This is a genomic window from Halalkalibacter lacteus (assembly GCF_036663595.1).
GTDB lineage: Bacteria > Bacillota > Bacilli > Bacillales > Bacillaceae_D > Halalkalibacter > Halalkalibacter lacteus.
Genome location: NZ_JAWRVL010000016.1, coordinates 78,101 through 104,099, shown reverse-complemented (window position 1 = coordinate 104,099; position 25,999 = coordinate 78,101). Strand labels below are relative to the sequence as shown.

23 protein-coding genes and 1 pseudogene are annotated in these 25,999 nt (G+C 39.1%); 22 read left to right on the top strand and 2 right to left on the bottom strand.

Annotated features, from left to right (window positions below; all coding sequences use genetic code 11):
- The 8 genes and pseudogenes from SAZ04_RS13290 to SAZ04_RS13255 all read left to right on the top strand — a co-directional run.
- A pseudogene (locus tag SAZ04_RS13290) lies at nucleotides 1-135 on the top strand (carbohydrate ABC transporter permease); the annotation flags it as partial.
- Nucleotides 136-159: 24 nt separating this feature from the next.
- Nucleotides 160-2,346, top strand: a complete 2,187-nt coding sequence (locus tag SAZ04_RS13285) for an alpha-galactosidase (RefSeq protein WP_332695862.1) — start codon at nucleotides 160-162, stop codon at nucleotides 2,344-2,346.
- Between the two features lie 210 nt (nucleotides 2,347-2,556).
- Nucleotides 2,557-3,504, top strand: a complete 948-nt coding sequence (locus SAZ04_RS13280; RefSeq protein ID WP_332695876.1) for a sugar ABC transporter substrate-binding protein — start codon at nucleotides 2,557-2,559, stop codon at nucleotides 3,502-3,504.
- 153 nt (nucleotides 3,505-3,657) lie between these two features.
- Nucleotides 3,658-4,557 carry a VanZ family protein gene (locus tag SAZ04_RS13275; protein WP_332695860.1) on the top strand — a complete coding sequence of 300 codons (900 nt, stop codon included), beginning with the start codon at nucleotides 3,658-3,660 and terminating at the stop codon, nucleotides 4,555-4,557.
- 330 nt (nucleotides 4,558-4,887) lie between these two features.
- A complete protein-coding gene (locus SAZ04_RS13270; RefSeq protein ID WP_332695858.1) occupies nucleotides 4,888-6,006 on the top strand; it encodes a Fe(3+) ABC transporter substrate-binding protein in 1,119 nt (372 codons plus the stop codon).
- 162 nt (nucleotides 6,007-6,168) lie between these two features.
- Nucleotides 6,169-7,800 (top strand): ABC transporter permease, encoded by a 1,632-nt coding sequence (locus tag SAZ04_RS13265; protein WP_431309005.1) that lies wholly within the window; start codon nucleotides 6,169-6,171, stop codon nucleotides 7,798-7,800.
- Nucleotides 7,800-8,510 (top strand): ABC transporter ATP-binding protein, encoded by a 711-nt coding sequence (locus SAZ04_RS13260; protein ID WP_332695854.1) that lies wholly within the window; start codon nucleotides 7,800-7,802, stop codon nucleotides 8,508-8,510. The genes SAZ04_RS13265 and SAZ04_RS13260 overlap by 1 nt, the downstream gene beginning before the upstream one ends.
- Nucleotides 8,511-8,784: 274 nt before the next feature.
- Complete coding sequence (locus SAZ04_RS13255) at nucleotides 8,785-10,323, top strand: flotillin family protein (protein WP_332695874.1); 1,539 nt, start codon at nucleotides 8,785-8,787, stop codon at nucleotides 10,321-10,323.
- A 433-nt stretch (nucleotides 10,324-10,756) separates the two neighbouring features.
- Here SAZ04_RS13255 and SAZ04_RS13250 read toward each other — a convergent pair whose 3' ends face one another.
- Nucleotides 10,757-11,086, bottom strand: coding sequence for a spore coat protein (locus SAZ04_RS13250; RefSeq protein WP_332695852.1), 330 nt, complete (start codon nucleotides 11,084-11,086; stop codon nucleotides 10,757-10,759).
- Between the two features lie 36 nt (nucleotides 11,087-11,122).
- Nucleotides 11,123-11,434, bottom strand: a complete 312-nt coding sequence (locus SAZ04_RS13245; protein WP_431309003.1) for a hypothetical protein — start codon at nucleotides 11,432-11,434, stop codon at nucleotides 11,123-11,125.
- Between the two features lie 461 nt (nucleotides 11,435-11,895).
- On the opposite strand from SAZ04_RS13245, the gene SAZ04_RS13240 reads away from it, so the two are divergent.
- The 14 genes from SAZ04_RS13240 (at nucleotide 11,896) to sufB (ending at nucleotide 25,787) form a co-directional block, all read left to right on the top strand.
- Nucleotides 11,896-14,268: a 3-hydroxyacyl-CoA dehydrogenase/enoyl-CoA hydratase family protein gene (locus tag SAZ04_RS13240; protein WP_332695850.1), complete on the top strand. Its 2,373-nt coding sequence runs from the start codon at nucleotides 11,896-11,898 to the stop codon at nucleotides 14,266-14,268.
- A 30-nt stretch (nucleotides 14,269-14,298) separates the two neighbouring features.
- Nucleotides 14,299-15,480 carry an acetyl-CoA C-acetyltransferase gene (locus tag SAZ04_RS13235; protein WP_332695848.1) on the top strand — a complete coding sequence of 394 codons (1,182 nt, stop codon included), beginning with the start codon at nucleotides 14,299-14,301 and terminating at the stop codon, nucleotides 15,478-15,480.
- A gap of 27 nt (nucleotides 15,481-15,507) precedes the next feature.
- A complete protein-coding gene (locus tag SAZ04_RS13230; protein ID WP_332695846.1) occupies nucleotides 15,508-17,292 on the top strand; it encodes an acyl-CoA dehydrogenase FadE in 1,785 nt (594 codons plus the stop codon).
- Nucleotides 17,293-17,571: 279 nt separating this feature from the next.
- The gene (locus SAZ04_RS13225) at nucleotides 17,572-17,724 is read left to right on the top strand and encodes a hypothetical protein (RefSeq protein ID WP_332695844.1); all 153 of its coding nucleotides are present in this window, start codon (nucleotides 17,572-17,574) and stop codon (nucleotides 17,722-17,724) included.
- 150 nt (nucleotides 17,725-17,874) lie between these two features.
- Nucleotides 17,875-18,231 (top strand): arsenate reductase family protein, encoded by a 357-nt coding sequence (locus tag SAZ04_RS13220; RefSeq protein WP_332695842.1) that lies wholly within the window; start codon nucleotides 17,875-17,877, stop codon nucleotides 18,229-18,231.
- Between the two features lie 70 nt (nucleotides 18,232-18,301).
- Complete coding sequence (gene gcvH, locus SAZ04_RS13215; RefSeq protein ID WP_332695840.1) at nucleotides 18,302-18,688, top strand: glycine cleavage system protein GcvH; 387 nt, start codon at nucleotides 18,302-18,304, stop codon at nucleotides 18,686-18,688.
- A 220-nt stretch (nucleotides 18,689-18,908) separates the two neighbouring features.
- Complete coding sequence (locus SAZ04_RS13210; protein WP_332695838.1) at nucleotides 18,909-19,145, top strand: YusG family protein; 237 nt, start codon at nucleotides 18,909-18,911, stop codon at nucleotides 19,143-19,145.
- A gap of 186 nt (nucleotides 19,146-19,331) precedes the next feature.
- Complete coding sequence (locus tag SAZ04_RS13205) at nucleotides 19,332-19,718, top strand: carboxymuconolactone decarboxylase family protein (RefSeq protein ID WP_332695836.1); 387 nt, start codon at nucleotides 19,332-19,334, stop codon at nucleotides 19,716-19,718.
- Between the two features lie 224 nt (nucleotides 19,719-19,942).
- Nucleotides 19,943-20,068 carry a YuzK family famiily protein gene (locus tag SAZ04_RS13200; RefSeq protein ID WP_332695878.1) on the top strand — a complete coding sequence of 42 codons (126 nt, stop codon included), beginning with the start codon at nucleotides 19,943-19,945 and terminating at the stop codon, nucleotides 20,066-20,068.
- Nucleotides 20,069-20,500: 432 nt separating this feature from the next.
- Nucleotides 20,501-21,292, top strand: coding sequence for a Fe-S cluster assembly ATPase SufC (sufC, locus tag SAZ04_RS13195; protein WP_332695834.1), 792 nt, complete (start codon nucleotides 20,501-20,503; stop codon nucleotides 21,290-21,292).
- Nucleotides 21,293-21,364: 72 nt separating this feature from the next.
- A complete protein-coding gene (gene sufD / locus SAZ04_RS13190; protein WP_332695832.1) occupies nucleotides 21,365-22,672 on the top strand; it encodes a Fe-S cluster assembly protein SufD in 1,308 nt (435 codons plus the stop codon).
- On the top strand, nucleotides 22,672-23,892 hold the full coding sequence (locus tag SAZ04_RS13185) for a cysteine desulfurase (RefSeq protein WP_332695830.1): 1,221 nt from the start codon (nucleotides 22,672-22,674) through the stop codon (nucleotides 23,890-23,892). The genes sufD and SAZ04_RS13185 overlap by 1 nt, the downstream gene beginning before the upstream one ends.
- A complete protein-coding gene (gene sufU / locus SAZ04_RS13180) occupies nucleotides 23,882-24,316 on the top strand; it encodes a Fe-S cluster assembly sulfur transfer protein SufU (protein ID WP_332695828.1) in 435 nt (144 codons plus the stop codon). Before SAZ04_RS13185 ends, sufU begins: the two co-directional genes overlap by 11 nt.
- Nucleotides 24,317-24,389: 73 nt before the next feature.
- Nucleotides 24,390-25,787, top strand: a complete 1,398-nt coding sequence (gene sufB, locus SAZ04_RS13175; protein ID WP_332695826.1) for a Fe-S cluster assembly protein SufB — start codon at nucleotides 24,390-24,392, stop codon at nucleotides 25,785-25,787.
- Nucleotides 25,788-25,999: the final 212 nt, after the last annotated feature.

The window sequence follows — 25,999 nt, the reverse complement described above, 5'->3', positions numbered from 1 at the left end:
TTCCAATCGCAATTTAGCGTGAACTATAACTTAGCCTTTGCGTCTTATTTACTCGCATTATTGCCAATGTTAATTGTATATTTATTTGCACAGAAATGGATTATTAGTGGAGTGACAAAAGGAGCGATTAAATAAAAGAAGGGCTCACAGGAGGAAACCATGGCTATTACGTTTGATACAAATACAAAAACGTTTCATTTACAAGCAAAAAACACGAGCTACGTGATGCAAATTATTAACGATGGCTATTTAGCTCATCTTTATTGGGGAAAGAAAATAAACGAATACAACCATTCGAATCAAGTTCAATATCGTGATCGTGGCTTTTCACCGAATCCTGTGTCAAGTGACAGAACGTTTTCACTTGATACTTTGCCGCAGGAATATCCAGCATATGGGAATACAGATTTCAGAGCACCTGCTTATCAAGTTCAGCTAGAAAATGGCAGCACGATTACAGATTTACGTTACGAATCACATACCATTGTAAAAGGAAAGCCAACGCTTACAGGTCTTCCTGCAACGTATATTGAATCAGAGGAAGAAGCTGAGACGTTAGAGATTATCCTTTTTGATGAGGTGATTGGCTTAAAAGTAAAGCTTGCCTACACTGCTTATGCTGATCTTGATGTGATTACTCGATCTGCTCACCTAATAAATGAAGGTAATCAAAATTTGAAAATTTTAAAGGCTGCTAGTATGAATGTTGATTTCAGAGATCATAAATACGAGATGATTACTCTGTATGGCGCTCATGAAAGAGAACGGTTTATTAATCGAACGGGTCTACGTTATGGTGTTCAATCCATTGAAAGCCGTCGCGGTACAAGTAGTCACCAACAAAATCCGTTCCTAGCGATAGTAAGAGAAGATACTAAGGAAGATCATGGGGATGCGTACGGAATTAATCTTGTATACAGTGGGAATTTTCAAGCATCAGTAGAAGTGGATCAATTTGATTGCACACGTCTGACCATGGGGATTAACTCATTTGATTTCACGTGGCTATTAGAACCAGGAGAAACATTCCAAACTCCAGAAGCAGTCATGGTTTACTCTTCTACAGGCTTAGGTCATATGTCTAGAACGTTCCATAAATTATACCGGACTCGCCTGTGTCGTGGGGAGTTTCGAGACAAAACTCGTCCGATCTTAATTAATAACTGGGAAGCGACTTACTTTGATTTTAACGAAGAAAAAATCAAAGATATAGCGAAAAAAGGGAAAGACTTAGGAATTGAGTTGTTTGTGTTAGATGATGGCTGGTTTGGGAAGCGTGATGATGACAATACCTCTCTAGGTGACTGGTTTGTTGATGAAAACAAGCTTCCAAATGGTCTTGATTCATTAGTCGATAATGTCCGTAATAGGGATATGCAATTTGGCTTATGGTTTGAACCGGAAATGGTTTCTGAGAACAGTGACCTGTTCAGAGAGCATCCAGACTGGTGCATTCATGTACCAGATCGCAAGAAATCGACAGGAAGAAATCAATTAATTTTAGATTTTTCACGTAAAGAAGTTTGCGATGAGATTATTAACAGGTTATCCACGATTCTCTCGAGTGCACCGATCACCTATGTGAAATGGGATATGAATCGACATATGACAGAAGTTGGTTCGGCAACATTGTCAGCTGAACGTCAAAGAGAAGTAGCTCACAGGTTTGTACTTGGATTATACCGTGTGATGGAAGAGATCACATCGAAGTTTCCACATATTTTGTTTGAAAGTTGTTCTGGAGGAGGCGGTCGCTTTGACCCAGGAATGCTTTATTACATGCCGCAAACATGGACGAGTGACAACACAGATGCGATCTCTCGTTTAAAAATACAGTATGGTACAAGTCTTGTGTATCCAATTAGTTCAATGGGAGCGCACGTATCCGATGTACCAAACCATCAATTGAAACGTATAACGTCACTTGAAATGCGTGGCCATGTCGCGATGTCTGGAAATCTTGGTTATGAACTTGATTTAACGAAAATGACCGAAGAAGAGCAACATGCCGTGATCGATCAAGTGAACTATTATAAAGAAATTAGACCGCTCATTCAATTTGGTGACTTTTATCGATTACTTAGTCCGTTTGAAGGAAATGAAACAGCATGGATGTTTGTGTCTGAAGACAGATCAGAAGCTGTTTTTGCTCATTTTAAAGTGTTGGATGAAGGGAATTCTCCGTTCTTATCAGCAAAGCTACAAGGGTTAGATCCCAATAAAAAATATGCAATCGCTGAACTAGGCGAGTCATATTATGGAGATGAGCTGATGAATGTCGGGGTCAACATTCCAAAAGTGCAAGGTGATTTTACAAGTGTTATGTGGAGGCTACAAGCAAAATAAGGGAGTATAAGTTAACATGGTTTAGGCAGGAATAGTCATTTTCCTGCCTTTTCCTTATTTGACTACATAGACATTTTTTGAGATGTATGGTGGAGCTAGCAAGTAAGTAATTAATTGATTTTTACATTAAGAATTGAGTATGAAGAACGAATATGGATAGATAAGAAATTCCCTGTTATAGTTGAAATTAGGGGGACGAACACATTGAAAATGAAAAAAAGATTAATAGTAGTGCTTATTGTCTTTGGATTTTTTGTTATTTTATTAGCTCTTATACCGAAGTCATTTATAAATGAAAAACCTAAAGTTGTCATTGTTTTAAAAGTTTTAAATTCGCAATATTGGGAGCTTATAAAAGCTGGAGCAGAAAAAGGTTTCAAAGATTTTGGAATAGAAGGTAAAGTTGTGGCCCCTGATGATGGCTCACATGAAGGGCAGATTGAGATGTTAGAGGTTGTAATGAAAGAAAATCCTGGAATTTTAATTATATCCCCTATTTATCCCGATAATATGATTTCCTATTTAGAAGGTGTTGTTGAAAAAAATACTCCTGTTATGCTAATAGATACTGATGCTCTTTGGCAAAACAAAACGACGTATATAGGGACTGATAATGTTTCTTTGGGTGAAAGAGCAGGTGCATTATTAGGATCACAACTACAGCCTGGCAATGAAGTAGCTATTATAGGTGTTGATTCAATCGGTCCAGTCGCTGAAGAACGGATACATGGAGCGAAAGTAAGTTTAGAAGCGATCGGAATCAAAGTGGTAACAGAAGAAATAGATGTATCCTATGGTCCTTTGCAAGTGAAGGAAGCAGTGGGAACCATTTTAGAGGAGTATCCTAGAGTGAAAGGTATTATTGCTACAAATGATGGAATGGCGCTCGATGCAGTAGAGGCTATTCAGAAAGAAGGACTAACCATTCCAGTGATAGGGACGGATGGGATCAATGAAATGATTGAATTGATTGAAGAAGGTACGTTACCCGGGACAGTAGCACAGAACCCATATGATATGGGATATTTAAGCGTGGAAGCCGCTATGAAAGTAATTGAGGGTGGACATGTTGATCGAACGATTGATAGTGGGGTAGATATTATCGTCAAAGGAAATGCGAAGAATAGACTGGACTTCCAAAAAAAGTTATTAAGGTGACTTTTAAATAATAGATTCAAATCTTAATTGATATGAGTAGGGTCTGATACGACTAGTTAACTGAACTAGATCAGATCCTTTTTTGCGTTTTTGTGATATAATTATTTTAATCGATTACTAGTTAATGTAAAAAATGGTAAAGTGGGAATGTCTATGAAAATGAAACTAGTCGTTTTCTACTGGTTACCTGTCTTATTCGTTGCAGCGATGATTTTTACTGCTTCTTCACAATCATATGAGCAGCAAGACCTGAGACCGTATGTTGGTCAAATTACCGATTTAGAAAAAATGAAAGAAATGTACAATCAAATAAAAGTAGAACATGTAGAGCATCGATTATACGTAGAGGAAAATGGCTTCAAGGAAACGCTTCAAGTTATGGTTGAGAAGTGGAAGTTAGTTGCCGTGTTGATTGGAATTCTATTACTTGTAACCTTTATTCTAGCAGTCTATTTTCTAGTGAAAGCTGTTAGGAAAAGAGGGTATAAAAGAGTGCTGAAGGAATTAGCGATTTTTTCTTTACTCTTATTTCTTGGTGCTGTGCTAGTTGTTATTGGGGTTCTGTTTGCCTTTCGAATTGAAGAAATGTTACTGATTCTAAAAGACCGAATTGCTGTTGGCAGATTTGAGGAATATGTAAGAGGAATTCACTTTACTTATGCGGGAAATGAGATCAGTGTTCAAAGAATGGGATTGGACAGTTTTATCGAATTTATGATTCGTAAAGGGGCTCATTTTAGCTTTTTCTTTGTTCTTGGTTTTCTTTCTTATCGAGCATTATGGGCAAGTGGTCTGAGAAAGCGAGTTAGCTTTTTTGCTTCATTAACTTTTGTCCTATTATATGCAATTTCAGATGAAATTCATCAAGCTTTTACACCGAATCGAACTCCATTGCTACAAGATGTTATATTGGATTTTTCTGGAGGATTAACAGGAGTTACGCTGGCACTTTTCTTATATATTACGATTACTCATAACCGAACTACATTAAAACAGAACATTCCTGTAGAGATCACTTCTAGGTTGGATCGAAGAAGATATAAAAAAGGGTAAGTGGTTTGTCTCATAGAATGCTTACCTTTAAAACACCCCCAAACCGTTTTAAGAAATGAAACGATTTTAGGGGTGTTTTTCTAATGGGATTAATTCAATTCACTGAAAAACATTGTCGTGATAATTTCTAAGAGGAAATGACGCGAGAAGAAGGTTGGTGATGGACTAAAATATTTTCTTTGAAATTGCTCATAAAATTAAAACATATGAAAAACTAAGTAAAATAATGTTGACAATGATTATCACTTACATTACAATTTGAAATGGGGTTGATGATAATGATTTTCATTACCGTCATTGTTAGAAAAACATATGTGGAGGGTACATACGATGAGTAAAGCTTTAAAAATCATGTTATTCGGATTGATGTCTTTAGCACTAGCTGTTGTCACAGCGTGTGGTGCAAGTGAAGAACCAGCTTCAGAGCCAGAAGAAGCTGAAACAGAGCAAGGTGAAAGTGAAGGATCAAGTGAGGAAGCTGCAGGAGAAGAAGAAAGTGGCGAAGTAAACCTTTATACAAGTAGACACTATGAATCTGATCAAGAACTTTATAAATTATTTGAAGAGCAAACGGGTATTAAAGTAAATGTTGTAGAAGGAAAAGGCGATGAGTTAATTGAACGTTTGAACATTGAAGGGGAAAGTACTGAGGCAGACTTATTTATTACAGCAGATGCTGGTAACTTACATGTTGCAAGTGAGAGTGATTTACTCCAACCGGTAGAAAGTGAAGTGCTTGCTTCAAATATTCCTGAAAAATTACGTGATGTTGATAACGAGTGGTTTGGTCTAACAAAACGTGCACGTGTAATCGTTTATGCAAAAGACCGTGTGGATCCAGCTGAACTTTCTACTTATGAAGCTTTAACTGAGCCAGAGTGGGAAGGGCGAGTTACTGTTCGCGAGTCAAATAACATGTACAATGTTTCTTTGCTTGCATCTTTAATTGAGATCAATGGCGAAGAAGAAGCGTTATCATGGACTGAAGGTATTGTAAAAAATATGGCAAGAGCTCCTCAAGGAAATGACCGTGACCAAGCAAAAGCAATTGTTGCTGGTGAAGGTGATGTTGCGATTATGAACACGTATTATATTGGTAACATGCTACATTCAGAAGATGCAGAGGAAGTAAAAGTAGCTGAGTCTGTGGGAGTCTTTTTCCCAAATCAAGAAACGACTGGTACGCATATTAACATTAGTGGTATTGCTTTAACAAAACATGCTCAAAACAAAGAGAGTGCTATTAAATTAATGGAGTTTTTAACTAGTGAAGAATCGCAGGAAAGTTTTTCAGCGGCAAACAATGAATATCCTGTAAATCCAAATGTTGAGCCAAATGAACTTCTTAAATCTTGGGGTGAGTTTAAAGAACAAGATATTAATTTGTCTGTTTTAGGTGAAAACCAACAACAAGCGATTCGATTATTTGATCAAGCTGGCTGGAAGTAGAGTTTCTAATAATGGAAATGTACCGTATCATCAACGATACGGTACATTTCCTATAAAAAGAGAAGCTGTCCCAATTTTTTCATGTGTGATAGTTCTTCCATTTGAGAATGATTTTCGTTATAATGTAGGAAATAAGTATAAGGTGTGTCGACATTGAGACTAATCCAGCAGACGAAAAAACAACTAAATATATGGGCGATACTAAGCTTACTCTTTGTTTCTATTATATTAATTCCTAATTTTTTAATCGGTATTCAACTTTTTACGGAGCCAAATGAAAATTGGCAGCATATAAAAGATTATTTGCTTAGGAATTATATTTATAATACTTTGGTAATCGTTACGTTCACAGGAATGGCTACGACGATTATTGGCGTTAGCTTAGCTTGGTTTATTACGATGTACAAATTTCCTTTGCGTAACTTTTTAAAATGGGGTTTGATCTTGCCGCTGGCGATACCGCCATATATTGGGGCATATGCTTATCATGGATTATTAAATTATACAGGTGTCATCCAAACGACGTTACGGAATATGTATGACATTTCGGTGAATCAAAGCTACTTTAATATCATGACATTGCAGGGTGCTACCTTTATTTTCACAATCTTTCTTTTCCCTTATGTCTATACGATTACAAAAAGCTTTTTGCAAAATCAATCGTCCTCTATCGTTGAGAATGCGAAGCTGTTAGGAGATAACTCCTTTAAAACGTTCTTTCGAGTTATCATCCCGATTTCAAGGGCTGCAATCGTCGGTAGTGTTACATTGGTTGTGTTAGAAGTGTTAAATGATTATGGGGTTGTTAGTTATTTCGGAATTCAAACATTTAGTACCGCCATTTTTCGTACTTGGTATGGCATGAAAGATCTTGATTCAGCATTAAAGCTTGCTGGAACCTTAATGTTTCTAGTTATCTTTATTTTGGTAATAGAAAAGCTCATCCGAGGTCGGAAGCGATATAGTTACTCAACTTCAAAGGTTCGTCCGATTGAACCTAAGCAATTAATAGGCATGAAGAAGTGGTTCGTTTTTTCTTATTGTTTTGGCATTTTTACGATAGCCTTCATTGTTCCTTTTTTGCAGTTAATCAAATGGGCTTTACTAACATATGAAAAAATTATTAGTGAGCAATTTCTCACATTAATCTATAATTCTGTTTTAGTGGCGAGTGTTGCTGCATCGCTTATTGTGCTGATCTCATTAATCATTGCCAATTATACGCGACTACATCAAGGTCGATTTACAAAAGCATTTTCAAAAGTTACGACGCTTGGGTACTCAATACCTGGTGCTGCTATCGCGATCGCGGTAATTAGTATCTTTATGATCTTAGATGGATATATTGCGTCTCTTTCTGCAGTTTTTCATTTTGATCCAGTCTTTGTTTTACGGACCAGTCTTGTGATGTTAGTCTCCGCCTATATTATTCGTTTTTTAGCGATTGGTTACAATTCGATTGAATCTGGTTTTGAAAAAGTGGGGAATAGTTTTACGGAAGCATCAAGGACACTTGGATACTCAACCGTTAAAACATTTTTCAAGGTAGATATTCCGATGTTAAAAGGAGCGATCTTTAGTGGATTTATTCTTGTTTTTGTTGATATTTTAAAAGAATTGCCATTAACGATGTTCCTGCAGCCTTTTAATTTTTCAACATTAGCTACTCAAGCATTTAAGTATGCTAATGATGAAAGAGTACATGAAGCGGCTCTAGCATCGATTATTATTATTTTAATCAGTGGAATTTGTATTTTCCTCTTTCATAAAGTCTTAGATAAGGAGAGTAGCTAATGTTTGTACAAATTGAAAATTTGCAGTATCAATACAAAAAAGCGAGTGAACCGACGATTAAAGACTTTTCATTGGAGATGGAACAAGGCGAAATTGTTTGTATTCTTGGTGAAAGTGGAAGTGGGAAAAGTACGATTTTACGATTACTGGCAGGACTAGAAACCCCTAATAAGGGGACCATTTCAATTAATGGTAAAACAATCATTGATCATCATCAATTTACAGAACCTGAAAAACGTGGCGTGGGGATGGTCTTTCAAGATTATGCGCTCTTCCCTCATATGACCGTAGCGAAGAATGTTCAATATGGGTTACGTAAAATGACACGCAGGCAAAAACAGAATCGATTAGATGAGATGTTATCGTTAATTAATTTAACTGATTATAAGGACCGTTATCCATTTGAGTTAAGTGGTGGACAGCAGCAGCGAGTCGCCCTTGCGAGAGCTCTAGCTCCTGCGCCTTCCTTGCTTATTTTTGATGAACCTTTTAGTAACCTAGATGCTAATCTTCAGGTGAAAATCAGAGATGAACTGAGAGGGATTTTAAAACAGACGGGAATAACCTCTATTTTTGTAACCCATGATCAAGAAGATGCCAAAGCACTGGCAGATCGTATCGTCTTTATCGAAAATGGAGTGGTTAGTCGAGTAGGACCTCCAGAGGAAATTTTAGGTTGTGCTAGTTTACTTATGTGGGCAAACTCGTAACATTGCTGTAAGAATGAAGAACCGCATGGCTGTTGAAGCCGTGTGGTTTTTTTGTTGTAGCTGAAAAGAGTGCTAATTAGGAAAAAGGGCTTTACCAAAAACAAGAGCCTGTCAACTGTATTTCTTTGAATATGAACCATTGGCTCTAGAAGTAAAAAAGACATTTTTTTCCGAAAAAGTGAAACCATTCAAATAGTTAAACGTACATATTATTAGAGGGACGAAGCACTACCTACGTCTATCTCAAATTTTTATATGGAGTGATGCTTTTATGATGAGCATGATATGGTTAATTCTTACCGGTATCTTACTTTTCATCCTATTAATCGGTTGTGGAATTGGTTTTTTTATTTTCAAAAAGCGGTATAGGACAGCTAGTTCAAATCAAGCGTTAATTATTACAGGTCCAAAGCTTGGGAATCCAGAAGAAGATACACGAATTTTCTTTGATGAAAATGGAAGAAGTTTGAAAATTATTCGTGGTGGCGGGATTCGCCTGAAGATGTTTCAAACATGCACACCCGTGGATTTAAATTCTTTCCAAATCAAGTTAACAACGCCAAAAGTTTACACGTCACAAGGTGTCCCGGTTATAGCAGATGCAGTGACATCAGTAAAAATTGCTGATACGTTAATTGGAATTGCCAATTACGCTGAGCAGTTTTTAGGAAAAAAACAAGGTGAAATTGAGGAAGAAGTGTCAAAAGTTCTTGGTACGAACCTTCGTGCGATCTTATCAAAAATGACGGTGGAACAAATAAATAATGACCGTGAATCGTTTAATCATCAAGTGCAAGACATCGCACAACAAGAACTCGATAATATGGGCTTTAAAATCACTTCGTTTGGGTTAGATGATCTTCGTGACGCTGATAAAGAAAATGGTTATCTAGACAACTTAGGGCGCCCGCGTATTGCTGAAATTCGCAAAAAAGCTGACATGGCAGAGTCGGATGCAGAAAAAGAAACACGTATGTATAAAGCAAGAAATGATCAAGAAGCTCAAGATGAGGAAAATAAGCGACTAAGTGCGATTGCTGAATCAAAGAAAGAAAAAGATATTAAAGCTGCCAGAATTAAAGAAGAAACAGAACGAGCGAGAGCGAAGTCAGAACAATCATATGAACTAGAAAAAGCAACACTCGCTCAACAAGTGAAAGAAGAAGAAATGAAGATTCAATTTATCGAACGACAAAGACAAGTAGAGCTTGAACTTGAGGAACAAAAGCGACGTAAGGCTTTAGCTGATGCAAATGCATATGATATCAAAGCAAATGCCGAAGCAGAAGCTGAAAAGGCACGAATTGACGGAGAAACAAAGGCGATGATCGAAAAACAGAATGGTCTAGCAGAAGCTGAGGTTATTCGTGAGCGAGGTCGTGCTGAGGCAGAAGCGAAAGAACTTATGGCAAAAGCAATGGAGAAATACGGCGAAGCTGCGATTCTTGAAATGTTTATCGAGATGCTGCCTAAGTATGCACATGAAATCGCGCAACCTCTATCAAAAATTGAAGGAATGAAAGTCATTGATATGGGCGGATCTGAATCAAACGGTGGTGCCGCTAAGATTACAAACAATGTCACAAAAACGATGTTAGGCTTGCAAGAAAGTTTAAAAGAAAGCACTGGGATGGACTTAAAAGCTATGCTTGAAAGCTTTGTATCTCGTGGTCAAGTGAATAACTTTGAAAAAGCTACTTCAGAAGTAGCGGCTGGAGAAGAAGAGTCAAAGCAAGACGAGCACAAGACCGAAAATGGCCAAAGCTCAGTCCAAAAGGATAGAGAGATGGAAAACAACAAAGCGCAAAAATAAACAAAACAGTCGGAGTCCGATTCAACAACCTAACGTTAGAAAAGGCATTACTTGTTTAACAAACCAGTAATGCTTTTTTAATTTGAAAAATGTAAAAGCTTGTTATATCAACGGTTTTGCTGAATAACTAATTAGAGATGGACATACATATAGATTAACTCGAGTTAATTAAGGAGGGGGACATTTGGGAAAGGGTCTTTTTAATATGCTTTTTAAGATCTAATAAATTAGATCAGTATCAAATTCTAATTCAGAGTATTAGTGGCGAAGATTTGGAGTAATCAATATAGGTAAATTGGATATGGTATTTAAAGATGATTCATATTTGAATAATAGAAACAAGGAAGCCTTTCGGACATTACATGAGGGCACTGAAAAAGGAGAAACCAAAGGATTAATAACTTTGGTTTCTCCCAAAAGCTAGTACGTTTGATTACTGTTGATACGGAAATTGACTACTATAACCAGAAAACTGCTGATACGTTTGATCGAGCTTTTGCCCGTCAGCAGCTTCTAAAGAGTAAAATCCTTTTTGGAACATGACATTGTATAACTCGCGCTGACAATCTTGTGTTTGATTAAACACAGATGATAGGTCTTGGTAAAGTTGCCCATGACTCATTTCATTTAAGGCAACACTATAGGAATTGGTCATGCTTTTTTCCATTGCCAAAATATCATTAATGAAGTCTCGATCGTTCATTTGCGGTGTTTTTTGAATTTGCATTTCTGGATTTTGGATCTTTTGTTGTTGCTGGCTCATGCTGATGCCCCCTTAAGATAGTACTAAATCCTCAAACTATTGCATCGGGATCGATGCTTGTTGGTTCGTTGTTTTCAGGTGACTTAAAATTTTTTCATAATGTTGTTGATGCATACGTCCAGCCTTTTCTATGGTCATTTTGATTTCCTGGTCTTGACATTGTTGCGCGAAAAAGTGCGCTTTTTTCATCGCAAGCAAATTCCACGAAAGCATATCAGATAAATAAAGCTGATCTTTCGTTGTAATCACTGCGGGTGGTTCTGGCATAATCGCTTGTTGATTTTGTCCCTGCATGCCCATTGGCTGTTGTTGAGATTGTTGTCCTTGCATCATTTGTTGTTGGTTCATGCTATACCCTCCTTTGGATGTTGCCTCATGACAACGTATCCGTCATTCGGATACCTCATTAGTGTGAAATATAACCTGCTTAATTATGTATGAATGAACTAGGTAGGATTTCCTTAATTTGAGAAAAGAAATTACCAAAAGAGAAGACAACCTTTTTGGAGTGAGGAGGAGGCAATGGTTCCGCACGTTGAACGGTCGCAAGGGGAAGAACGCCCCTAGCTCCCTAAAAAGAAAGCAACGGCTCCACTCATTGCTAAACAAATTACCAAAAGAGAAGACCCTTTTGGTAATTCGTTTAAATTTATCTATTGCGTAAATTGTGAATATTCGGTATGATAGCTTTAGAAAATGGCATTTAAGGTGGATGTTTTTTTTGGAGAAAAAATGAATAGTCATTCATTTTTTAAAATAATAAGACAATATCAAATGATGTGAATTCGTGCAGGAAAAGGGGGAGGATTATGTCTTTTCATATTCGCAAAGTAGCCGTAATTGGTTCAGGTGTCATGGGTTCAGGGATTGCTGCTCATTTAGCAAATGTTGGAATTCCAACATTATTACTTGATATCGTACCGAAAGATCTGACAGACGCAGAACAGGCAAAAGGGTTGACTATACAGGATTATGCAGTTCGCAATCGATTAAGTACGGATGCGATTGCCAATCTTAGTAAGCAAAAGCCAGCACCACTTTCTTCCAAAGCAAAAGGTAACTTAATTGAAGCTGGAAATCTTGAAGATGATGTCAATCGCCTTCAGGAAGTTGATTGGATCATTGAGGTTGTTGTTGAAAACTTGACCATTAAACAGCAATTATTTGAAAAAATTGCTGCTGTTAGAAAGCCTGGGACACTCGTTAGTTCTAATACATCAGGTATTTCAATTGAAGCAATGTCTGAAGGACGCTCTGATGATTTTAAAGCGCACTTTTTAGGAACGCACTTTTTTAACCCTCCAAGATACTTAAAGTTATTAGAGATAATTCCTACAAAACATACGAATAAAGACGTACTTACATTCATGAAAGCGTTTGCCGAGGAGACTCTCGGCAAAGGTGTTGTCGAAGGAAAAGACACGCCAAACTTTATCGCGAACCGAATTGGAACGTACGGTTTACTTGTTACTGTCAATGAAATGTTAAAAGGCGGATATTCAGTAGGAGAAATTGATTCTGTGACAGGTCCGCTCATTGGCCGCCCGAAAAGTGCGACGTTTCGAACGCTTGATGTCGTTGGCCTTGATACGTTTTTGCACGTAGCAAAAAACGTTTATGATGTCGTTGATGGCACAGAAAAAGACGTATTTGATCCAGCTCCCTTCATGAAAAAAATAGCGGAAAAAGGCTGGATCGGAAGCAAGAGTGGGCAAGGGTTCTTTTTGAAGAAAAAAGGTGACAAAGGCAGTGAGATTCTCGAATTAAACCCGAATACTCTTGAATATGAGGAACGGAAAAAATTAAAGGCAGCGTCAGTGGAGCAAGCGAAACAAGCAAAGAAGCTTCCTGATAAGTTAAAGGTATTAGCCTATGCAGATGATCGTGCAGGTCAGTTAATTTGGAACTTACTGAAGCAAACATTATTGTATTCAGCTGAAAAAGCATTCGAAATTGCCAATGATATTCATGCAGTTGACCAAGCAATGAAATGGGGCTTTGGCTGGGAGCTTGGTCCGTTTGAAACATGGGATGCGATAGGTGTTAGAAAAGCAGTAAATCGTATGGTAAAAGAAGGCGAACAGGTCCCAGCATGGGTAAAAGAAATGCTCGAAGCAGGACAAGAAAGTTTTTACAAAGGCGAGACCTTCTACCATGAAGGTCGTTACGCACCGAAGCTTGTTAATAAAAAAATTGTCAACCTTAAAACTTTGAAACCAGACGATGTTATTATGAAAAATTCTGGTGCAACGTTACTTGATATTGGAGATGACGTAGCGCTACTTGAGTTCCATTCACAGAACAATTCAATCGGATTTGATATCATTCAAATGATTAATAAGTCGATTGCAGAAGTGGAGAAGAACTACAAAGGTCTCGTTATTAACAACCAAGGCAAAAACTTCTGTGTAGGTGCGAACTTAATGATGATCTTAATGGAAGCACAGGATGACAATTTCTTTGAGATTGATCTTGTTGTTCGTCAATTCCAGCAAGCTATGGCTACTATTCGGTATTCAGAAAAACCAGTTGTCACAGCACCGTTTGGCATGACACTTGGTGGAGGAACGGAAATATGTTTGCCATCAGCTAGTATTCAAGCATCGCTTGAGACGTATATGGGCTTAGTAGAAGTTGGAGTTGGTGTGATCCCAGGTGGTGGCGGTAACAAAGAATTGTACCTCCGCAATTTAGAAAGATTATCTGGAAGAGACTTGCAAGCGGTCGCAATTAAAACGTTTGAAACGATTGCAATGGCAAAAGTCTCAACATCAGCACAAGAAGCAAAAGAAAATGGTTTCTTAAGTGCACGTGATGACATCATCATAAATGGTGACTTACTCATAGATCGAGCGAAGCAAGAAGTTCTTCATTTATCGGCCACAGGGTATCGCCCGCCTGAAAGAGCGAAAATTCCAGTCGTTGGTGAAACTGGATACGCAACGATGCTTCTCGGTGCGAAAACGATGATGTTCGGGGGCCTGATTTCAGACCATGATTTAAAAATTGCTGAAAAACTCGCGTTTGTCATTGCTGGTGGCAGAGTACCTAAAGGAACCTACGTTGATGAGCAATATTTACTCGACATCGAACGTGAAGCCTTTTTAAGCTTAGTGGCTGAGCCGAAAACGCAACAGCGTATGCAATATATGTTAACAAAGGGCAAACCACTTCGTAACTAATGGACTCGAGGTAGAGGAGGGAAAATAACAATGAGAGAAGCGGTTATCGTAGCGGGTGCAAGAACACCAGTTGGAAAAGCAAAACGCGGTACGTTAGCAAACGTTCGTCCTGATGATTTAGGAGCATTAACAGTACGAGAAACGTTAAAACGTGCTGGAAATTTTGACGCGACAAACATTGATGACGTCATTATCGGATGCTCCATGCCAGAAGCAGAACAAGGCATGAACATGGCTCGAAATATTGCTGCCTTAGCAGGAATGCCCAATACCGTTCCTGCAATTACTATTAATCGTTATTGTTCGTCAGGGCTACAAAGCATTGCGTATGGAGCTGAACGAATCATGCTCGGTCATGCCAGAGCCATTATTGCTGGTGGCGCAGAATCAATGAGTATGATCCCAATGGGCGGGCATGTAATGTCCCCTAATGCCAAGCTGGTTGAAGAGCAACCTGAATATTACATGGGAATGGGTTATACAGCAGAAGAGGTGGCAAATCGTTTCGGGGTGAGCCGCGCTGATCAAGATGAGTTTGCCGTAATTAGTCACAAACGAGCTGCAGCTGCCATCGCAGCAGGAAGGTTCAAAGAGGAAGTCGTCCCAGTTGATGTCACGCTTCGATCAGTTGGAGCAGATCACAAACTAAAAGAAAAACACATGAGCTTTGATACAGATGAAGGCGTGAGACCCGATACATCAGCACAAGGATTAGCTAAACTTCGCCCAGCTTTTCATCCATTAGGGAGTGTAACAGCTGGGAATGCTTCACAAATGAGTGATGGAGCAGCATCTGTCTTATTAATGGACCGTGAAGAGGCAATGAGAAATGGGCTTACCCCCCTTTTGAAATTTCGGTCATTCGCTGTAGCTGGGGTTGCTCCTGAAATTATGGGGATTGGTCCAGTTGAAGCGATTCCAAAAGCTCTTAAACTAGCAGGATTAGAGTTAGCTGACATAGGGTTGTTTGAGTTAAATGAGGCGTTTGCCGCGCAGGCTCTACAAGTGATTCGCCATCTTGAGCTCGATTTTGATCGGGTTAATGTCAACGGCGGTGCAATTGCGCTTGGTCACCCTTTAGGATGCACAGGAACAAAATTGACGCTCTCACTCGTGCATGAGATGAAACGACGCAATGAACAATTTGGTATTGTAACAATGTGTATTGGCGGCGGGATGGGAGCTGCTGGTGTGTTTGAGCTAATCGGCTAGAATCAAGAAAAAAGGGAGGAATGAGATATGAGTCAAACGGAAGACAAAGTGGTAAAAGGCGGGAGCTTTCTAGTGGAGGATGTTTGTGCAGATCAAGTATTTACGCCAGAAGATTTTACCGATGAGCAAGTGATGATTGGTCGTACAACGGAGGAGTTCGTTATCAATGAAGTAGAGCCGGTGCTAGAAAAAATTGAACAGCATCAATTCGATCATACAGTAAGACTTTTAAAAGAAGCAGGTGACTTAGGACTTCTTGGTGCAGATGTACCTGAAGAGTATGGTGGACTTGGGCTTGATAAAATTAGTTCCTCTCTTATTTCGGAAAAGTTTGTTCGCGGTGGTGCTTTCGGGTTGAGTCACGGTGCTCATGTTGGAATCGGGACCCTTCCAATCGTTTTTTTTGGAAATCATATGCAAAAGTTAAAGTATTTACCTGATCTGGCATCTGGTGCAAAACTAGCAGCCTATGCCTTAACAGAACCAAGTTCCGGCTCAGATGCACTTGGTGCGAAAACATCGGCTGTTCTAAATGATGCCAGAACACACTATGTATTAAACGGAGAAAAGCAATGGATTACAAACTCTGCTTTTGCAGATGTATTTATCGTCTATGCCAAAATTGATGGTGATAAATTCACAACGTTTATCGTTGAAAGGGAGTTTGAAGGTGTGTCAACAGGTCCAGAAGAAAAGAAAATGGGGATCAAAGGTTCATCAACGCGAACGCTGATCTTGCAAGACGCCCTTGTACCAGTGGATAATGTCCTTGGTGAAATTGGAAAAGGACACGTCATTGCTTTTAATATTTTGAATGTCGGACGCTATAAACTAGGAATCGGTTGTGTCGGAAGTGCCAAGCGTGCGCTTGAACTAGCTGCCACATATGCAACGGAGCGAAAGCAGTTCAAAACGCCAATAGGGAAATTCACTTTAATTCAAGAAAAGCTTGCCAATATGGCGACGGCAACCTATGCAGCGGAAAGTTCAACCTATCGTACAGGTGGATTATTTGAAGAACGTCTCGGTGGGCTTTCGGATGAGGAACAAAAAGATGGTCGTGCTGTAGCGAACGCGATTGCAGAGTATGCGATAGAGTGTTCTTTAAACAAAGTCGTTGGCTCAGAAACACTTGATTATGTCGTAGATGAAGCGGTTCAAATTCACGGCGGCTATGGGTTTATGGCTGAATACGAAGTGGAGCGCATGTATCGTGATTCGCGGATTAACCGAATTTTCGAAGGAACCAATGAGATAAACCGTCTTCTGGTTCCAGGTACGATTATGCGTAAGGCGATGAAAGGGGAGCTTCCTCTTTTACAAAAAGCGACCGCCTTGCAAGAAGAGCTGATGATGTTAATGCCACAGGAAATTGGGGACGCGCCACTTGAGCAAGAGAAGTACCTCCTTTTTATGGCGAAGAAAATTTTCTTAATGGTTGCTGGGAATGGAGCCCAAAAATACGCAGATAAGCTTCAACATGAACAAGAACTCATATCGAATGTAGCGGATATCGTCAGTGAGATCTACTCAATGGAATCTGTGATTCTTCGTACCGAAAAGGCGATGAACAAATCAGGCGAAGCAAAAGCTGAGCAAAAGCTCTTAATGACACAAGTATTCTGCCAAGAAGCGTTTAATAAAATTGAAGCTCACGCAAAAGAATCGTTAGTTGCGATGGAAGAAGGTGATAAGCTTCGCACCATGCTAGGCATTCTTCGTAAGCTTACACGTCACACACCAATCAATGTCGTAGCGTTAAAACGTCGCATTGCAGGTGTCGTCTTAGATAATAAACGATATGTCGTTTAATTAACAACTTTTGAGGAAATTCGTTCCTCGAAAATAAAATATACTCCTTTCTTATGGAGCATTCTCCTCTCTAGTGCAAAGAAGTCCCAAATGGGGCTTCTTTGTCATAGATACGATTGTTTGAGCGGGTGAGAATTTGAATGAAAAAGGGGTTTCTCGCCCATGATGGGGGTTACTCGTCGTAACTTTAGATTTACTCGTCACAACATAAGCAATGTACGTTTGCATGATTCCTCTGGGCCTAACACATCCTACATTTATCTGAGAGGAGGAAGGGTCATGACTAAAAAAGAGAAGATTAGCTACACGGCACCACTTACTGGGGTAGAAGAATTTTCAAATGAACTAAACGCAGATTCTGTTCATGATGCCCTGCAATCGACCTGGGATACAAAGCAAATCCATTGTGAACAAGAAGAAGATAAGCAATAATAGAGACAGTTCGGATAGGTAAATCAAGGATAACAGCAAATCAAGGGTCAGACCCCTAACGTAGAGCTAAGTAAGGGGTCTGCCCCTGTTGAGAAAGCCTATATGAACGAACAACGCAAGTACGACTAAAAACGAAAGGAGGCAAGGAACATGGCAATCACCTATTATGAGTATCCGAAGTGTGGGACATGTAGAAAAGCAAAGAAATGGTTCACTGACAACGGAATTGAAGTGAACGCAATACATATTGTTGAGAATCCGCCATCAAAAGACGAATTGCGTGAGCTTCTTGAAAAAAGTGGTCTTGAGTTGAAGAAATTTTTTAATACGAGTGGACAAAAATATCGTGAGCTTGGCTTAAAAGACAAACTAAAAGAAATGTCTGAAGATGAGGCACTTAAGCTGCTTGCGTCGAATGGAATGCTAATCAAACGCCCAATTACAACAGATGGAACAAACGTAACGGTCGGGTTTAAAGAGGAACAATTTGAGCAAACTTGGAGTTAATAGGTTTTGTTCCGAGCAAAAAGCAGGTATAATGTAGTAAAATTTGTATTAATTAGATGGAGGTATTAGTATGAGCAACTTACCTAAAGAATTAAAGTATTCAGAAGAACATGAGTGGGTAAAAGTAGAAGGAGAGAAAGTTCGTATTGGAATTACGGATTTCGCTCAATCTGAGCTTGGAGATATTGTATTTGTTGAGCTTCCAGAAGTAGGCGATGAAATTGAAGCGGACGAGCCTTTCGGAAGTGTAGAATCAGTAAAAACGGTTTCTGAGCTATATGCACCTGTAAGTGGGAAAGTTGTTGAAGTAAACGAAGACCTTGATGATTCTCCTGAATTCGTTAATGAATCTCCATATGAGAAAGCATGGATGATCGTTGTAGAACCAAGTGACTCGAGTGAAGTAGATAAGTTAATGTCTGTAGAGAAATATGAGGAAATGATTAGTGAAGAATAGGAGCGTTTTTTCCTAAAAGTCGATGTTCTTTTTTGGGAAAAACTTGAAGCAATGAGCGAAGTTGTAGCAGTGGTGTGAGTGTTGCTATTGCCGGTTTTCTATGGAGACACAAAAGAGGAAGAGCCAAAAGTGCTCTTCCTCTTTTGTATTTTTTCACCATGGTTCATCGCCTCAAAAACGGACAACCTAATATTAACTTCTGTTTAAGGAGGTTAAAGCGATGAATCTTGTACGTGTAGACGTAACGAGCAGAGTGAAAGGCAAGTATGAAAATGGACATATGAACTTATATGTGGGTGATGCTCAAATCGGGAAAGTGATCGAAACAAATCAAGGATTTCAGCATGAAATGGCTGAAGGCTTTGAATTCGAGAACGATAAAGTGTTCCGATATGAACAAGAAAACCCAAATGAGGTAAAATCTTATGTTGAAGGTTGCGATGAAGGCTGGTGCTAAGATTAAGATTTTGGCTGACTCAAATTTAACCTCCATCAGAGGTTAAACTGAGTCAGTCTTTTTTGTTGCCTCAAAAAGCTATAACCTCTGGGGATAAATTTAAAAAAGAGCACAACCAAAATGGAATAAAGTTTCCTATTAGTACGGATACTATCGTTGTTCTAACTAGATAGAGGAGGCGACCGAATGGATCAACAACAACAGCAACAAGATAACAACCCGATTGAAATGGCACTCCAAGAATATAAAGAAGGTATCGGAAATTTCACGAAAAAAATGCCTAATATCGCCAAAAAGTATAATGCTTTCACAGAGGCGTGTTTTGCCGATGGGAAACTTTCTCAAAAGGAAAAGCAGATGATTGCATTAGGAATAAGCGTTTTTTCTCAGGATGAGTATTGCATCATCTACCATACCAAAGGCTGTTTAGATCAGGGGTGTTCAGAAGAAGAAATCCTTGAAACGGTCGGGGTAACAGCTGCGTTTGGTGGCGGTGCGGCAATGAGTCAAGCGGTTACTTTAGTCCAAGAATGCATTTCTACGATAGGAAATAATAATTCACAACTTCAATAAAGGCAGTTATGTTGTTTTAGAGGTAGAATGAGAAAGGATTTCTATTGGGAAGTTTTCTGACGATACATAATCAGATCTCACGTCTTAAAATTCCGATAGATCAGGTAATTTCGATGTTGGTCAAATTTTCTTACCATGATACGATTATTGCAGACAAAATGAGAAAGGGTTGATTCATTATCCATTTATTAAAAAACCATCAAAATGGTGAAATGGAAAAAGCAATGCAACAATCCCATGGAACTAGTTATGCCGAGTATAATCGTGACTTAGAAAAAAGAATTGAAATCGAGAAAGAACGTGAGAAAGACTATAAAGTAAGTAAGAAACTAACTGCACAATTTAGCTAAGCAAATCATACTTGTGATAAAATCGAACAGAGTAGTACCCATGGGTACTACTCTGTTCGATTTTGATTATGTTGGCAAACTGTAAAAAGCGTTAATGAATTCTGCATTTATATGAAAACACAATTTTCTTGTTTTACATAGTGATTTGAAGGAATGCTAACTAAAGTGGACTATATTGGTTCAATTATCAGTATACGGTTTGTGTAAAAAATTGTAAGGGAAATTCCGATAAAGGTTTAACTACTGTCATTCATACGTTATAGTAGCAGGGGAAAAGAAAACACTACAGAGGTAGGTTTAATTAGTTCACGCTCCTTGAACTTATAATAGATTTGTTATAAGATTGTAATGAGAATAGATTGAGAATAAAAACTAAACATTATCGGCTTTGTCCCATTAAAGATAAAGCAAAATACATTGGAGGTAATTGTAATGTCAGCACCATTTCTAAAGATCGAAAACTTAAACGTATCAGTTGAAGGAAATGAAATTTTAAAAGACTTCAATCTTGAGATAAAAGGTGGCGAATTTCATGCCATTATGGGACCGAACGGAACGGGGAAATCGACGTTAGCTTCAGCGATTATGGGTCACCCGAAATATGAAATTACAAGCGGGTCTGTCACAATTGATGGTGAAGATGTCCTTGAGATGGAAGTAGATGAGCGTGCTAAAGCAGGACTTTTCTTAGCAATGCAATATCCAAGTGAGATTAGCGGAATTACAAATTCAGACTTCTTACGTTCAGCGATCAATTCAAAGCGTGCGGAAGGCGATGAGATCTCTCTTATGAAGTTCATCCGTCAATTAGATAAAAAGATGGAACTTCTTGATATGGATGATTCTTTCTCACATCGTTATTTAAACGAAGGGTTCTCAGGTGGGGAAAAGAAGCGTAACGAAATTCTTCAACTATTAATGCTTGAGCCGAAATTTGCAATCCTTGATGAAATCGACTCAGGTTTAGATATTGATGCACTTAAAGTAGTTTCTAAAGGCATTAACGAAATGCGTAGCGAGAACTTTGGCTGCCTAATCATCACTCACTACCAACGTCTACTTGACTACATTACACCTGATAAAGTACACGTTATGATGCAAGGTCGCATTGTGAAGTCTGGTGGCGCTGAACTTGCTACTCGTCTTGAAGCAGAAGGTTATGACTGGATTAAAACTGAGCTTGGAATCGAAGATGAGCGTGTAGGCGTAAACCTAGAAGCATAATGTAGGTCGGGTAAATAGACAAAACGTAACTCGTAATAGGCGAGTGAGTACAATAGTAAAGGGTGGGTATGTATGTCAGTCGAGACAAAAGGATTGTTCGAGAAAGAACAAGTAGAATCATTCTCGAATGGACGCAATGAACCTGAATGGGTACGCGACATTCGTTTAAAAGGCTTAGAGCTTTCAGAAACAGCCGAGCTTCCAAAACCAGAAAAAACTAGAATAGATAAATGGAATTTTACGAAAAGTCGTTTTGATATGAATCAAAAGCCAAAAGCAACATCTATTAAAGCTTTACCAGAAGCGCTTCAAGCTTTAATTGGGGAAGAAACGAAAGAGCAGAACTTGCTTGTTCAACAAGATACATCTGCTGTATATGTAAAGACAAATGCTGAATTAGCTGAAAAAGGTGTTATTTTTACAGATATCCAAACAGCACTTGAAAAGCATGCCGATCTTGTGAAGCCGTATTTGTTCGGTGAAGCAGTGAAGCCAAACGAAAACCGTCTACTTGCGTTGCACGCAGCGCTTCTAAACGGTGGAGCTTTCATTTATGTTCCAAAAAATGTTCAAGTGGAAGTACCTTTACAAGCCGTATTCTCATTGGAAACACCTGAGGCTATTTTTAGCAATCATGTCATTGTTGTAGCAGAGGAAAATAGTTCAGTCACATATGTTGAAAACTACACATCAAGTGCTGATAAAGAAGTAGTAGCAAACATTGTTGCAGAAGTCTATGCAAAAGCGAACGCAAAGGTTGCATTTGGAGCAGTTGATAATCTTGCAAAAAACGTGACAACTTATGTCGTTCGTCGTGGACATGTTGATAAAGACGCTCGTATCGATTGGGCTCTTGGTCAAATGAATGATGGAAACACCGTTTCTGAAAATACAACACATCTTGTTGGTGACGGTTCTTGGGCTGATACAAAAACAGTGACAATCGGTCGCGGAGAGCAAAAGCAAAACTTCACGACACAAATTTTCCATCATGGCAAGCATTCTGAAGGTCATATCCTGAAGCATGGTGTTATGCGTGAAGCAGCATCTGCGATCTTTAACGGAATTACCAAAATTGAACACGGTGCGACAAAGTCAAACGGAGTTCAAACAGAGCGTATTTTAATGTTAAGCGAAAAGGCTCGTGGAGATGCGAACCCAATCCTGTTAATTGATGAAGATGACGTTACAGCAGGTCACGCAGCATCAGTTGGTCAAGTAGATCCATTGCAAATGTTCTATTTAATGAGTCGTGGGATTTCTCGTAAAGAAGCAGAACGCCTTGTCATTCATGGTTTCTTAGCTCCAGTTGTAAATCAGCTTCCAATTGAGTCTGTTAAGGAGCGTTTAAGAGAGGCTATTGAAGGGAAAGTGCAATAATGAATGCCAAAGAGATAAAAAAGCAATTTCCGATTCTTGATCAAAATGTCAACGGAAATCCACTTGTCTACTTGGATAGTGCAGCGACTTCTCAAAAGCCACTTAAAGTGATTGAAGCAATTGATGATTACTACCGTCGCTATAATTCCAATGTACATCGAGGAGTTCATACACTTGGAACGCTCGCTACGGATGGATATGAAGGAGCTCGTGAAAAGGTTCGCAGCTTTATCGGAGCAAAATCAATCGAAGAAATTGTCTTCACACGTGGAACAACAACGGCATTAAATTTAGTTGCATCCAGTTATGCTCGTGACAACTTAAAGGAAGGCGATGAAATTGTGATTTCCTTAATGGAGCATCACAGTAACATCATTCCTTGGCAACAAGTTGCAAAGAAAACGGGGGCAACGTTAAAATATTTCCCACTTCAGCCTGATGGAACGCTTGATCTGGAAGAAGTAGAGAAGACTATTACAAATAAAACAAAACTCGTTTCGGTTATGCACGTGTCGAATGTGCTTGGAACGATTAACCCGATCAAGGAAATTGCCGAAATTGCTCACCGCAATGGCGCCATTATGGTTGTCGACGGTGCGCAAAGCACTCCGCATATGAAGGTAAATGTCCAAGACCTGGATTGTGACTTTTTCGCTTTCTCTGGTCACAAAATGGGCGGACCAACTGGAATCGGCGCACTTTATGGCAAGAAGCACTTACTCGAGAAGATGGAGCCAATTGAATTTGGTGGAGAAATGATTGACTTTGTTGGGTTACAAGATTCAACATGGAAAGAGCTACCTTGGAAGTTTGAAGGTGGTACGCCAATCATTGCAGGTGCTATCGGACTCGGGGCAGCAATTGACTTCTTAGAAGAGGTTGGTCTTGAGAATGTGCTGAAACATGAACATGAACTGGCTGAATATGCAATGGAGCGGTTATCTGAAATTGACGGGTTGAAAATTTTCGGACCGAAAAAGCGTGCAGGTGTTGTGACGTTCAATTTGGATGATGTTCATCCGCACGATGTCGCAACAGTCTTAGATGCTGAGGGAATCGCAGTTCGTGCAGGTCATCATTGTGCACAGCCGCTTATGAAATGGCTTGACGTCACAGCAACAGCTCGTGCTAGCTTTTATTTATACAACACGAAAGAGGACGTTGATGCACTTGTCACGGGACTAGTAAAAACAAAGGAGTACTTTGGCGATGTCTTCTAAACTTGATACACTATACAGACAGGTCATTATGGATCACTACAAAAACCCGCGTAACAGAGGGGAATTTGATGGAGATACCGTTACCGTAAATATGAATAATCCAACATGTGGTGACCGCATTCAGATTCAAATGAAAGTTGAAGACGATAAGGTTACTGATGCCAAATTTGTTGGTGAAGGATGTTCGATCAGCTTAGCTTCCGCTTCAATGATGACTCAAGCGATTAAAGGCTTGAAATTGGATGAGGCTGTAGCGATGTCTAACATTTTTTCAGATATAATGCTCGGAAAAGAATATGATGATGAGCGTTTTGACTTAGGGGATATTGAAGCATTACAAGGGGTAGCGAAGTTTCCAGCTCGTATTAAATGTGCGACTCTTGCATGGAAGGCAATGGAAAAGGGAATCAACGATCACAAGTAAAAGGTTTTTATAAAAAAGTTGATTTTTGACCTTTTTATAAAACTCGGTACACAATTAGAAGGAGGGTTTTAAAATGGCTAAAAAAATGCCAGAAATCGGAGAATATCAATATGGTTTCTCAGACAAAGATGTCTCGATTTTCCGTTCAAAGCGTGGGTTAACGAAAGAAATCGTTGAAGAAATCTCACGCATGAAGAGTGAACCACAATGGATGTTAGACTTCCGTTTAAAATCATTAGAACAATTTTATAAGATGCCAATGCCGCAATGGGGCGGAGATTTATCAGAACTTCACTTTGATGACATTACTTACTATGTTAAGCCATCAGAGAAGTCAGAGAAATCTTGGGATGAAGTACCAGAAGAAATCAAGAACACGTTTGATAAGCTTGGTATTCCAGAAGCGGAACAAAAATATTTAGCTGGGGTTTCGGCTCAGTATGAATCTGAAGTAGTTTACCACAGCATGAAACAAGAACTAACGGATGTAGGAATTCTTTTCACAGATACAGATACGGCGCTCAGAGAGCATGAGGAAATTTTCAAAGAGCACTTTGGAACAATTATTCCTCCATCTGATAACAAGTTTGCAGCATTAAACTCAGCTGTATGGTCTGGTGGTTCGTTTATCTATGTACCAAAAGGTGTTAAGTCTGAAACGCCATTACAAGCGTACTTCCGTATTAACTCAGAAAACATGGGTCAGTTTGAGCGTACGTTAATTATCGCGGACGAAGATAGTTCTGTACACTATGTTGAAGGTTGTACAGCTCCAGTTTACTCAACAAACTCGCTACACAGTGCGGTTGTTGAAATCATTGTTAAAAAGAACGCATATTGCCGTTACACAACGATTCAAAACTGGGCACCAAACATCTTCAACCTTGTTACAAAGCGTGCAGTAGCTGATGCTGGGGCGACAATGGAATGGGTTGATGGTAACATCGGTTCGAAATTGACGATGAAATACCCAGCTGTAGTAATGCGTGGCGAAGGTGCAAAAGGGACGATTCTTTCCATCGCAATTGCTGGTAAAGGTCAACATCAAGATGCGGGAGCGAAAGTTCACCATCTTGCGCCAAACTGTTCATCTACGATTGTATCGAAGTCCATTTCAAAACATGGTGGGAAAGTAACATACCGCGGTATCTGTCACTTTGGCCGAAGATCAGCTGGCTCTAAGTCGAAGATCGAGTGTGATACACTCATCATGGATAACGAATCAACTTCTGATACAATTCCATATAATGAAATTTTGAACAACAATATTACTCTTGAGCATGAAGCAACGGTTTCAAAAGTATCTGAAGATCAACTCTTCTACTTAATGAGCCGCGGGATTTCTGAGCAAGAAGCAACAGAAATGATCGTAATGGGCTTCATCGAGCCGTTTACAAAAGAACTTCCAATGGAATATGCCGTTGAAATGAACCGTCTTATCAAGTTTGAGATGGAAGGTTCAATCGGTTAATGAATACAAGAAGCGAATCCAGAAGTGGGTTCGCTTCTTTTTTTGATAAGGTCAAACTAAGTACAGTTTGTAATCAATCGTAATAGTTTTAGAACACGTTCATCAATGAAAGATGTACGTGTTTTCTATTATCTTGAACAAACAGAGTAACCTTCTGCGCGCTTGGGCTGAGGAATCCGCTCAGAGGAGGCTTAAAATAAAGAAGTGCTTTC

Excerpts from the sequence above, each read along its gene's own strand:
- SAZ04_RS13285 (WP_332695862.1), top strand. The coding sequence starts at position 160 with ATGGCTATTACGTTTGATACAAATACAAAAACGTTTCATTTACAAGCA.
- SAZ04_RS13280 (WP_332695876.1), top strand. The coding sequence starts at position 2,557 with ATGAAAAAAAGATTAATAGTAGTGCTTATTGTCTTTGGATTTTTTGTT.
- SAZ04_RS13275 (WP_332695860.1), top strand. The coding sequence starts at position 3,658 with ATGAAAATGAAACTAGTCGTTTTCTACTGGTTACCTGTCTTATTCGTT.
- SAZ04_RS13270 (WP_332695858.1), top strand. The coding sequence starts at position 4,888 with ATGAGTAAAGCTTTAAAAATCATGTTATTCGGATTGATGTCTTTAGCA.
- SAZ04_RS13260 (WP_332695854.1), top strand. The coding sequence starts at position 7,800 with ATGTTTGTACAAATTGAAAATTTGCAGTATCAATACAAAAAAGCGAGT.
- SAZ04_RS13255 (WP_332695874.1), top strand. The coding sequence starts at position 8,785 with ATGAGCATGATATGGTTAATTCTTACCGGTATCTTACTTTTCATCCTA.
- SAZ04_RS13250 (WP_332695852.1), bottom strand. The coding sequence starts at position 11,086 with ATGAGCCAGCAACAACAAAAGATCCAAAATCCAGAAATGCAAATTCAA.
- SAZ04_RS13245 (WP_431309003.1), bottom strand. The coding sequence starts at position 11,434 with ATGAACCAACAACAAATGATGCAAGGACAACAATCTCAACAACAGCCA.
- SAZ04_RS13240 (WP_332695850.1), top strand. The coding sequence starts at position 11,896 with ATGTCTTTTCATATTCGCAAAGTAGCCGTAATTGGTTCAGGTGTCATG.
- SAZ04_RS13235 (WP_332695848.1), top strand. The coding sequence starts at position 14,299 with ATGAGAGAAGCGGTTATCGTAGCGGGTGCAAGAACACCAGTTGGAAAA.
- SAZ04_RS13230 (WP_332695846.1), top strand. The coding sequence starts at position 15,508 with ATGAGTCAAACGGAAGACAAAGTGGTAAAAGGCGGGAGCTTTCTAGTG.
- SAZ04_RS13225 (WP_332695844.1), top strand. The coding sequence starts at position 17,572 with ATGACTAAAAAAGAGAAGATTAGCTACACGGCACCACTTACTGGGGTA.
- SAZ04_RS13220 (WP_332695842.1), top strand. The coding sequence starts at position 17,875 with ATGGCAATCACCTATTATGAGTATCCGAAGTGTGGGACATGTAGAAAA.
- gcvH (WP_332695840.1), top strand. The coding sequence starts at position 18,302 with ATGAGCAACTTACCTAAAGAATTAAAGTATTCAGAAGAACATGAGTGG.
- SAZ04_RS13210 (WP_332695838.1), top strand. The coding sequence starts at position 18,909 with ATGAATCTTGTACGTGTAGACGTAACGAGCAGAGTGAAAGGCAAGTAT.
- SAZ04_RS13205 (WP_332695836.1), top strand. The coding sequence starts at position 19,332 with ATGGATCAACAACAACAGCAACAAGATAACAACCCGATTGAAATGGCA.
- SAZ04_RS13200 (WP_332695878.1), top strand. The coding sequence starts at position 19,943 with ATGCAACAATCCCATGGAACTAGTTATGCCGAGTATAATCGTGACTTA.
- sufC (WP_332695834.1), top strand. The coding sequence starts at position 20,501 with ATGTCAGCACCATTTCTAAAGATCGAAAACTTAAACGTATCAGTTGAA.
- sufD (WP_332695832.1), top strand. The coding sequence starts at position 21,365 with ATGTCAGTCGAGACAAAAGGATTGTTCGAGAAAGAACAAGTAGAATCA.
- SAZ04_RS13185 (WP_332695830.1), top strand. The coding sequence starts at position 22,672 with ATGAATGCCAAAGAGATAAAAAAGCAATTTCCGATTCTTGATCAAAAT.
- sufU (WP_332695828.1), top strand. The coding sequence starts at position 23,882 with ATGTCTTCTAAACTTGATACACTATACAGACAGGTCATTATGGATCAC.
- sufB (WP_332695826.1), top strand. The coding sequence starts at position 24,390 with ATGGCTAAAAAAATGCCAGAAATCGGAGAATATCAATATGGTTTCTCA.